This window comes from Weissella confusa, from assembly GCF_004766315.1.
GTDB lineage: Bacteria > Bacillota > Bacilli > Lactobacillales > Lactobacillaceae > Weissella > Weissella confusa_A.
Map to the genome: position 1 here is coordinate 1 of NZ_PVSN01000084.1, position 10,530 is coordinate 10,530.

Here is a 10,530-nt window from a genome sequence, read left to right on the forward strand (position 1 = left end):
GGACAATCAACACCTTTCGAGACCGTTTGTTAAAAATCGGGGGACGTGTCACTAAGCACGTCCGCAAGGTGATCTTGACGTTAGATAGCCTCATCCAAGAACAATTCGATGGTCTGTTCTGGCGAGCTTGGGAACGACTAAATGCTTTGTGGCAATAAAACAACGAAGTGGATTTTCAAAAAAATAGCAAAATCTGGCTGGTTTTAGTGTGCCCATTTTTCTCAAAAAACGCTCAATCGAAAAAAACACCCTGAAACCGTGCCAAGGTACTGGCAGTTTCAAGGTGATTTATCGTATTTTACTTATTTAGCTGTGGTTAAAAATTTAGTACATGAATAATCCGGGTTAATGTTTAAAACTCGTTAATTATTAGAGAACATAAAAAAGGTAGCTAATCTCAACAAAGTGAAATCAGTTACCAAAACGTGCCAAAGCATCAAACGATGCCTTATAATGTCTTATCTAACTTGCCCTATTACCAAAGACCAATTAACTTCATCCACAAGCTACCAACACCGATCCAAATGATGATGTAAACCAGACCAAGGATAAAGTTCATTCGCCACCATTCACCTTGCTTGATGTAACCTGAACCAAACAAGATTGGTGCGGGTCCAGATGAATAGTGTGTTGTTGAAGACATCAAATTTCCGAAGAACCCAAGCATCAATGCGGCCAACAATGCTGGTACGTGAGCAGCTATAGCAACTGCCAAGAAGGCAGCGTACATAGCTGAAACGTGAGCCGTTGATGAAGCGAAGAAGTAGTGGCTGTAGAAGTAAGCAATCAATAGAACAATCAAAACCACGAACCAGTTTAAGCCACCCAAGCTTGCCCCAATCGTCTTTGACAACCATGGGATGAAACCAAGTGTGTTCAGTTGGCTTGCCATCATAACCAATACTGAGAACCAGAACAAGGTGTTCCAAGCGCCCGTTTCCTTCAAGATATCAGTCCATGACAAGACACCCGCAACTAGCAAGAAGCCGATGACCAAGAAACCAGTCGTTGTTGAATCAATTCCGATTACAGACCCCAAAATCCACAAAAGCAAGGCAAGCACGAATCCAATAATCATCATGATTTCTGGTTTTGAAACGTTACCCATACCATGCAATTCACTTTCAGCCCATTCCTTAGCGTCTGGTGTTTCCTTAACTTCAGGTGCGTACATCTTGTAAATCAAGAACGGCACGATAATCAATGACAAAATACCGGGCACCAACGCAGCCAAGAACCAATTCATCCAGGTAATAGCAACACCTTGCTTAGCAGCAAAAGCCTGAGCAATTGGGTTGCCCGCCATGGCCGTCAAGAACATAGCCGCCGTAATCGCGTTAGCGTGAAATTCTGTAAAAATCAAGAATGATCCAATCTTACCTTCTGTACCCTTTTCAGGATCTGAGCCAAACGTTTGAGCCAATGACTTGATGATTGGGAACATAACCCCACCAGCACGTGCTGTGTTTGAAGGCGTTCCAGGGGCCACAACCAAATCAACTGCTGACAAGGCATATGCTAATCCCAATGTCTTCTTTCCAAAAGCACGTACAAAGATCAACGCAATTCGTCGTCCCAAGCCGGTCTTAATGAACCCACGTGAGATGAAAAAGGCCATTACAATTAACCAAATTGAGCCGTTTCCAAACCCTACAATTGCAGCATCCATTGGGACCGTGCCCGTCAAAACAACTGCAACGAAACCAATCAAAGCCACACCGCCTAGAGGCAATGGCTTCGTAACAAGTCCTACGATTGTTGCAACAAAAATCGCAAACATGTGCCAAGCACCAACTGACATGCCATCAGGTCGCATTCCCGCCAAGAACCACAAAACCAATCCGACAACGATGGGTGCAATAAATTTCTTATAATCTACTTTTTCTAGCGTATTCATGAAAGATAACCTACAATCTATTCCTTTATCCTACAAGTCTAGTACATAATTAGCAGCTTGCTTACCAGCTTGTCGACCAAACACAACAGTTTCAGCAATTGAATTACCACCGATACGGTTGTTACCGTGCAAACCACCGGTAACCTCACCAGCTGCGTACAAACCAGAGATTGCATCACCAGCCTCAGTCAACACTTCGGTCAACTTGTTAATCTTGATACCACCCATCGTGTAGTGGATAGCTGGCTTGATGTGAATAGCGTAGAATGGCCCTGTCGTGATGCCACGGTCCATGGCTGTCGTACGACCAAACTCCGTATCTTCGCCAGCCGCTTGGAACTCGTTCCACTTGGTAACCGTTTCTTCTAAGTTCTTCGCATCTAGGTTAGCCTTGTCAGCCAACTCAGCCAAAGTTGCGCCTTCCATTACCAATCCCATAGCATAGTAAAAATCAATTGCCTTGAACGCATCACGAATGCCTTGATCCAAAATCAAGGTTGCTCCATCTTCGTGCAGGTCATTGATTGCTGCGGTGGCCTTATCACGCGTTGTCATTTCATTAACAAAACGTTGACCAGCACGGTTAACCAAGATTGCGCCTTCTCCACGAACCCCTTCACCAATTAGGTAAACGTGATCCGTATCTTGTTGTGCTGTTGGGTGGATTTGAATCTTATTCATATCAACCAACGTACCACCAACAGCAGTCGCCAACTTCATTCCATCACCAGTAGCGCCGGGGTGGTTAGTAGTCTTCAAGTCCAACAACTTTGGAGCATACTCAGCCAACATCTCACGGTTTTGAGCAAAGCCACCTGCTGCAATTAAAACAGCTTTCGCATTAACTGTCTTCTCACCAATTTGGTCGTTGTTAATCTTCAACCCTGTAACTTGGTCGCCTGACTTGATCAACTTCAAAACTTTCGTACCAGCAAACAAAGGAATTTGCTTGTAAGCCAATTGCTTTTGAAGCCCCTTTACCAGATAACCACCAACAGCTGACTTATCACCCGGACGGTGGGCACGCTTTTGTGACATGCCACCAGTTGACGTGATATCCGTCAAGTTGATGTTATGGTTGTACAACCAATCAATCGCTGATTCAGTGTGGGTGACAAAGTAGTGCAACAACTCAGTGTCGTTTGTGCCACCACCACCCTTGAATGTGTCCTCATAGAAAGACTCTTGGGAATCCACAATGCCATTTTGGAGTTGTACAAATGTTTCAACACCATTCATACCAGAAGACGCACGGTTGGAATTTCCGCCCAATACCGCCAACTTCTCGAAAATTGCCACGTCCAACCCAAGTTCTTGGGCTTGGATAGCAGCAGTCATACCAGCCGCTCCTGAACCGATGACAACGAAGTCATAACTATCTTTCATTTCAACTGGATTAGCTTTTGGAAAAATAAACTTTACCATTTTAATTACTCCTTGTTTGAACGATCCAAGTTGGTCATCGCCATGAAGTCCATCCACTCATCGTATTGAGCTTCAGTCAAATCACCTGATGCCAAAGCTGCTTCCTTCAATGTTGTGCCATTCTTGTCGGCAGCTTGCGCAATTTCAGCAGCGGCGTGATATCCAATGTGTGGTGACAAAGCTGTAACTGTCATCAATGAGTTATCCAACAATTCCTTCATACGATCTGGGTTAACTTCCAAACCGTGAATCATACGGTCTGCAAAACCAGTCATAGTACCAGCCAATAATTCGGCTGATTCCAAAAAGGCATTGATGATAACTGGCTTGAATACATTCAACTCAAAGTTTCCTTGTGAAGAAGCCATCGTAATTGTCGTGTCATTTCCAAAGACGCGAACAGCTGCCATCGTCAAGGCTTCTACTTGCGTTGGGTTGACCTTACCAGGCATGATAGATGAACCAGGCTCGTTAGCAGGAATCTTTAATTCACCGTAACCACCACGAGGACCTGAAGCCAAGAACCGAATGTCGTTACCAATCTTCATCAAATCAGCTGCCAATGACTTGAACGCACCGTGCACCGCGTTCATTGCAGCGTGACTTGTCAAACCATAGAACTTATTGCTTTCAGCCGTGAACGGGAAACCGTAAACGTCTGAGACAGTGGCAGCAATTGCCTTACCAAGCTCAACATTGGCATTCAAACCAGTACCAACAGCCGTTCCACCCATCGCCAATTCATACAATTGTGGGCGCAATGCTTCGATGATTTCCTTATCGTGCTTCAAAGATGAAATATAACCTGACAATTCTTGCCCGAATGTCAAAGGCGTTGCATCTTGCAAGTGCGTACGTCCAACCTTAATTACATCCCAGTATGCGTCTTGCTTAATGCGCAATTCGGCAATCAAGTGTTCCAAAGCTTTTTCAACTGTCGCAACTGATTCAGTCGCAACAATGTGCATTGCTGTTGGGAAGATATCGTTTGATGATTGTCCCATGTTTACGTGGTCGTTAGGCAAAATTTCCAGACCACTCTTTTGTGATGCCAAGTGGGCAACCACTTCATTCGTGTTCATGTTTGTTTGCGTACCTGAACCGGTTTGGTAAACAGACAGAGGGAAGTCCTTACGTAGGTCCACATCATCTAATGACAACAACTCGTCAATAGTTGCGACGATGGCAGCAGCCTTATCGGCATCTAATGAGCCATTAGACTTATTAGCGAAGGCAGCAGCGCGCTTGATGTTCAACAAAGCACGGATAATGCCCAATGGCATACGAGCCCCGGTTGGGAAGTTTTGCAATGAACGTTGAGTTTGTGCCATCCAAGCAGCATCAACTGGCACTTGCACCTCACCAATAGCATCTGATTCAATACGGAATTCTTGTGACATTTTGTTTTCTCCTTGTTTATAAACCTAAATTGTTAAATTCTTAATTGCTTCGATGATTTTGTCTTTAGTGACTTCTTCGAAGTCTGAAAGTTTATGATTACGCTTCTGAATCAAATAGATGTAGAAGTCAATCGGATTAGTTAACGGTACAATCGCCAAATCACGGCGATCTTCCACGGCCAACCTAGCCATGATACCCACTCCATTACCCTCGGCAACCAAGCCTTGCTCTGTCATCACCTCATTCGTGATGTACAAATTACGTATTTCTTCTGTCATATCATTTTCAACAAGTTGTTCCATGAGAACACGGTACGCTGTGAAGTGTTTAGTGACAGTAATAAATCGTTCGCCTTTTAAATCACTAACTGATAGGGATGGCCTATTTGCCAGCGGGTGCCCCAATGGCAAAATAACAACATAAGAGCTCTTAGTAATGAAGTAACTGTTATATTGCTTTCTCTTCTCTGGAGTAAGGGAGCCTATAAATCCCAAGTCAATTTTGTCTTGGTCAATTAACTCGAGCATACTGGTCGACCCAGTTTCAACCATGTGAAACGAATCAATCTCTTTGGGAGCTAATTGAGACATAATTCTTGGAAAAATTGTTGCGCCAATCATCGGAGGTACACCCAAGGCAATTTTTTTCTGCTGACTAATTTCACTTTGAATGATTTCCATTTCACGCATAATGATGCGACTGTGTCGTAACAAGGTTTCACCCGTATCAGTTAAACACAAATCAGCATTCCCCCGTGTACGGATAACCAGCGTAGTCTTCAGCTCATCTTCCAATCGACGTAACGCGTTGGTTATCGATGGTTGCGAAACAAACTTTACCTGAGCTGCCTTGGTGATTGACCCCTCTTCAGAAATTGCAACAAAGTATTCCAAGTCATTTAATAACATCTAGTTCCCTCATTTAAGCAATGACAAGTTAGTAATTACTTGTCTGACTTACCTGAATTGAATGCCGTGCGAATGCCACGGAATCCTTGAATACGGGTGATGTCTCCCGTGAACTGAAGCGTTCCTAGAAAAGTGCCATCAACATCACGCACGGCATAGTAGTTGGCATAAATTGTTTTGTCATTCTTTGGAAACCATTGTTCAAAGTGACTTGCAGCCCCGTTGTGAAAATCCGTAAGCATGTTTTGAACGGCATCTTGGTCGGCTTCTGCAAACAATGAAACAAATGGCTTTCCTAGTGATTTTTGGCTACGGGCATTCACACGATTGTCAACCGCCGAGTAATAAACCAACTCGTCATCGGCATTAGCAAAGTCGATTTCGAATGGCAACATGTTCAACACCTGACGTAATGAATGCAGTGAAAGTTTTCCCGTCGGTAGACTGATGACACCGTTGCCATCAACAAATGTTTGACTGTTTTCTAGTTCAATTTGATCTGCCATAAAGCTATGACTCCTTTAAATAAAATTCTGAATTTATAATTTTAAAATTTGACTGTTCCATGTTGACCAGCTGAATTGACTTGTCACAGTAGATGAATATGGCAGCGAATGGATAATCCCCATCTAGCGGTCCATCATTGAAGAACAAGCGAGTTGTTTCGATTTCACCATCAATTGACTCTGGAGAAATGACGGTCACGCTTGCCAACTCGTTATCATGCGGATAGCCCGTTCCCGAATCGATAATGTGGTGATACATTTTGCCATCGACCATTAAATGCCGCTCAGCTACGCCACTAGTCACGATTGATGCAGCCGGCGTTGTAAAGCTTGCAATCTTTTCACCATGTTGAACCAAAGGGTTTCGAACACTCACCCGCCACAGACCATTCTGTTTATGAGGCGCCGGATTCAACAACACGATATTCCCACCGAAATTTATAATCCCAGCAAGTTGTCCTTGTGCTTGCCAAAGATTTTTCAACCGGTCGGCGATGTATCCCTTAGCGATTGCACCGAGATCCAACTCCATCCCCGCAGTTGGTAAATACACCGATAAGTCGTCATCGTTAAATACAATTTCGCCTGGTGAGATAATACGTTGGCGTTTTCTGATGTCAGTTTCTTCAGGTACATTTGCGTCTGCAAATCCGATGTGCCAAAGTTTAACCAACGGCCCAATTGCCACGTTAAATCCAAAATTCTCGCGACTAACCATCACTGCACGTTTTACTAATTGATAAACCGTAGCCGGTACTTGAACCGGGTGTTTCCCTGCCGCTTTATTTATTGACATCACCGCAGAGTAATCACGATTCACAGTGAGCAAATTTTCGTACTTTCGCACGAGGTCAATCGATTCATCTAGGTACCGTTTCTCGTTCGTGCCATAGAGTATCACGCTATTCGTCGTGCCCATCGCTCGCCACGTCTTTTCAATTTTGATCAAAGCATTGACGCTCCGGTCGTGGCATCGTCATCTTCTTCAACGTCCGTCGTTGTTGTAGCTACTTCAGTTACGGTAACATTGTCTGTAAGTTCGGTTTTCTCTATCCACCATCCGTCACCATGTTCTAAAACTTGAGCATTATCTGCTGGTTTAATAATGACTGATGGCACAGCGTCAGGGTCTAATGCACTACCCTTCAAAACCTTATCAATATCCTTGTAACCCAACTTGACACCCTCAACCGTGCCTTCATGTTCACCGTTTGTAGTCTTATCTGCTGTACGGTCAAAGGCCATAGCTCTCATCGGAAGAAGTGAGTCAACGAACATCATAAAGTTACTAAAAACTTGCTCAAGGAAACCAACCGTGCGAGCGTCAGTCAGCTCTGTACGCTCTACATCCACATTTACCGAAGCCGGTCCCAACAAAAACTGATTTCCTGGCAATACAAACGCGTCCAAACCTGGTGCATCCATAATTTGGCGTAGATGTTCTTGCGCATTCGTCGTACCCATTTTACCTAATGATGTACCAACGATCATCACTGGCATATTTGTGAATGGGTGAAGTTCGCCGTAACTTAACCATTCAAGCGCTGACTTCAAAGAAGCTGTAATTGAGTGATCATATTCCGGTGTGGAAATAATTACTCCGTCAGCAGCTGCGATTTGGCGTGCCATTTCGACTAAGCGAACCGGTGTTTCGGTATCCTCGCTGAACATTGGCAACCCTTCGATTTCCACGACTTCAATATTTGCTAGGTTTTTAAAATGCTTTTTCATAAACCAAAGCAAGCTTCGATTATATGACTTGCGGGCATTGGTACCCACAATTGCTACTAAGTTCATAAACAATCCTCAATCTAATTAGTGTTTCTCTTCACATAAATTCTTTACATGCTTATTAAACGTGAGTTAAAACACTTTGGTCAATTGTTCACAAATAAAAAAACACACGATAACGCCTTTGCATAGGTGTTTGTCAGCATACATACACGAATACTATGTAAATATAGTTAAGAACTATATTTACATATCTATGTGAATTTGTAAACTTTTCGCGAAAAAAAGAGACTGAATCAATGATTCAGTCTCTTTGTGTATCACAACGGTTGGTTTGTGTATATTAATATCTTAGAAAAGGAACGCTTCTTCAAAATCAAGTTCAACCACCTTACCATGAACTTTTTGCGTAGCCCGCTCAAAGACCAATGGCTGAATATTGTTTTGCTTGATAAATGTATCAACATCTTGCACCATACTCGGTGAACTACCCCCCACTTAGCTAACGTCTAACGATAAGCCGAAACAGTATTCTTCGAGTAATCGTTTGCACTCTTACCGAGAAACACTTTTTCAACATCACAGCTGTTCATTTCGTGAACCGCGAATTCAGTGTTAAAAACATAGGCTTCCCACCTATCCGACTAATACGCTAGTTACGTGTTATCAGTGACTGACAACGCTTATGCCATACGAATTTCTGGCAAGAAACTGTTGGCCAGCAGATCGTTAATTCCCTTGGTCTTGCCGCCGTTCTCACTCCATACCGCGCGATAAACTGGATAACCAGCTTCCTTTAGCATGTCAATCAAACGACTCATAGATCTAGCTACGGCTTGGTTTTCCACGTAATCTGCATCAAACGCCACAACAACCTGCGTCACGTTCATCTGCTTGAACGCGTCTAAAAAGCGACGATAAGAACTGACACCTGCAACAGACATCACAGTGAAACCAGCCTTCGAAACGTAGTCACGTCCGGCACCGCCGTTAGCAAAAATTGTTTCAAAATACTTGGTCGTAATGTCCGCCTTCTGTAAGCCATACACTTGCAGACTGCAAAGGTTGATTTTGAGCAGCGAGAGCTTGTTTAACAGCAGCTGGCAAAGATACACCTGCTTGTTGCTTAAAGTCTGCCCCACTGTTCGTGTGCGCAGATGAAGCCCACAAATACCGTGTTTCGGCATGCGGGTCCATATTACGGCCTTGCATACCGAAGATTCGCCCCTGAACATCACGATAAGGGATCAGCACAAATTGCTTATCCAATTGCATGAGATTCAAAGCAAACCAAACAATACGTTTGCCGTTAACGGATGATTCTGAAAATCCTGGAACACCATGCCAAGAATCACGTGGCAAACCATTATCTTCAAAAATTGGTTCCCAGTCCCAACGTAACGGCAACAATGAAGCGTACTTGTTCGTATCGATTGTTAGATCATCAAGACCTCGTCCGTGCAAGTAAGCTCTGTGCTCATTAGTTAGTCCTAACGTGTTAATAACCACATGTAGCACACGATTAATCGTATCTGTATCTGCCGTAGGGTACAAATCGTATTGCGGAACAAATTGTGGCTTTGCAGCTTTAGAAGCGTCTAAGTTAGCTTCATTGTCCATATAGTGAAACCAACCGGTAGCGCCCTTAACTTCTACAACTCGTTCATTCATTAAAGCAGCAGGTTGACGACGGCAAAGAATTGCCTGACCATCAACGCGAACTGAGCACCAACCATCATGGTGACCGCAGAATGCACAAGCTCCCTCGTTAATTGGCAACCACTAATTGTCGTTGCCCCATGCACCTCGTCCATTAGACAAGGCTGAAATATCAAATGTAGCCATGATAGCCTCCCTTATAAACTAAATACATGACGCAATACTGCTTCAACTTGCATAACATTAATTTCTACTCCCTGCGTTGGCAAAAAGTATCCCATATTTTCCGACATAGTGTCCTCCTTTTCTGCCAATAAAGACACTACCATTCCTAATGAGAACAATAGCGTCCCCACTGGGCCAAAAAATATAACGTCAAATTGCTTCCTGTCCGATTAAAAATCGCAACAAACAGAATAATTCACTCGCCAACAACACAACAGCGTTTATACAGTTGAGTAATCATTTGTACATCATCTGCTAAATAACAAAAAAGTTCGATCAATCCTTGATGGATTAGTCGAACTCGTAATGGCTATTTAACTGGTTCTAAAATATTTGGTACTGATGGCCACTCGCTCACGCGATTGGTTGTTGGTACCTTTTTTATTATTTTGGTGTGAAAATAAAAAAGGACATACCGGCGCCACCAGTACGTCCAAAAATACCCTCGAAAGGATGCTCTTATGCTAGATTTACGGACAGATTTTTCTCTGCCCTGTACACTAATAGCAGAGGAGCATTTTTTATATGATTCGATATTCACAAGAATTTAAGCAATCTCTTGTCGAGATGCACAACCAAGGGCGTTCTTACACTGGACTAGCCGATGAATACGGGCCTTCGGCCGATTCAATCCGTAACTGGGTCAAATTCTACACAGTCCACGAAGTGGACGGCGAAAAATGGACGCAAGCTGATGTAAACGCATTACAAAAGGAAAACGCCAAACTTCGCGAAGAACTTGAGATTTTAAAACGAGCCGCGGTGTTGCTTTCGAAGT

At 43.5% G+C, this 10,530-nt stretch carries 11 protein-coding genes; 1 reads left to right on the forward strand and 10 read right to left on the reverse strand.

The genetic code is table 11. The features are described from left to right. Positions 1-475: 475 nt before the first annotated feature. The 10 genes from C6P11_RS10730 to C6P11_RS11040 form a co-directional block, all read right to left on the reverse strand. Positions 476-1,897: an anion permease gene (locus C6P11_RS10730; protein WP_135520992.1), complete on the reverse strand. Its 1,422-nt coding sequence runs from the start codon at positions 1,895-1,897 to the stop codon at positions 476-478. Between the two features lie 30 nt (positions 1,898-1,927). Continuing rightward, positions 1,928-3,322, reverse strand: a complete 1,395-nt coding sequence (locus tag C6P11_RS10735; protein WP_135520994.1) for a flavocytochrome c — start codon at positions 3,320-3,322, stop codon at positions 1,928-1,930. Between the two features lie 5 nt (positions 3,323-3,327). Further along, positions 3,328-4,722 (reverse strand): class II fumarate hydratase, encoded by a 1,395-nt coding sequence (locus C6P11_RS10740; RefSeq protein WP_135520996.1) that lies wholly within the window; start codon positions 4,720-4,722, stop codon positions 3,328-3,330. A 24-nt stretch (positions 4,723-4,746) separates the two neighbouring features. Further along, on the reverse strand, positions 4,747-5,631 hold the full coding sequence (locus C6P11_RS10745) for a LysR family transcriptional regulator (protein ID WP_135520998.1): 885 nt from the start codon (positions 5,629-5,631) through the stop codon (positions 4,747-4,749). Between the two features lie 35 nt (positions 5,632-5,666). After that, the gene (locus C6P11_RS10750) at positions 5,667-6,137 is read right to left on the reverse strand and encodes a PAS domain-containing protein (RefSeq protein WP_135521000.1); all 471 of its coding nucleotides are present in this window, start codon (positions 6,135-6,137) and stop codon (positions 5,667-5,669) included. A gap of 4 nt (positions 6,138-6,141) precedes the next feature. Continuing rightward, positions 6,142-7,056: an FAD:protein FMN transferase gene (locus C6P11_RS10755; protein WP_135521006.1), complete on the reverse strand. Its 915-nt coding sequence runs from the start codon at positions 7,054-7,056 to the stop codon at positions 6,142-6,144. A gap of 26 nt (positions 7,057-7,082) precedes the next feature. Next, complete coding sequence (locus tag C6P11_RS10760) at positions 7,083-7,934, reverse strand: NADPH-dependent FMN reductase (protein WP_135521002.1); 852 nt, start codon at positions 7,932-7,934, stop codon at positions 7,083-7,085. A 285-nt stretch (positions 7,935-8,219) separates the two neighbouring features. Next, positions 8,220-8,345 carry a hypothetical protein gene (locus C6P11_RS11435; RefSeq protein WP_280950218.1) on the reverse strand — a complete coding sequence of 42 codons (126 nt, stop codon included), beginning with the start codon at positions 8,343-8,345 and terminating at the stop codon, positions 8,220-8,222. A gap of 206 nt (positions 8,346-8,551) precedes the next feature. Next, on the reverse strand, positions 8,552-8,917 hold the full coding sequence (locus C6P11_RS10765; RefSeq protein WP_167849573.1) for a DUF3854 domain-containing protein: 366 nt from the start codon (positions 8,915-8,917) through the stop codon (positions 8,552-8,554). Then, complete coding sequence (locus C6P11_RS11040; RefSeq protein WP_167849574.1) at positions 8,874-9,647, reverse strand: hypothetical protein; 774 nt, start codon at positions 9,645-9,647, stop codon at positions 8,874-8,876. Before C6P11_RS11040 ends, C6P11_RS10765 begins: the two co-directional genes overlap by 44 nt. A gap of 630 nt (positions 9,648-10,277) precedes the next feature. On the opposite strand from C6P11_RS11040, the gene C6P11_RS10770 reads away from it, so the two are divergent. Then, positions 10,278-10,530, forward strand: a 253-nt coding sequence (locus C6P11_RS10770; RefSeq protein ID WP_245299874.1) for a transposase, incomplete at its 3' end; no start/stop codon positions are given.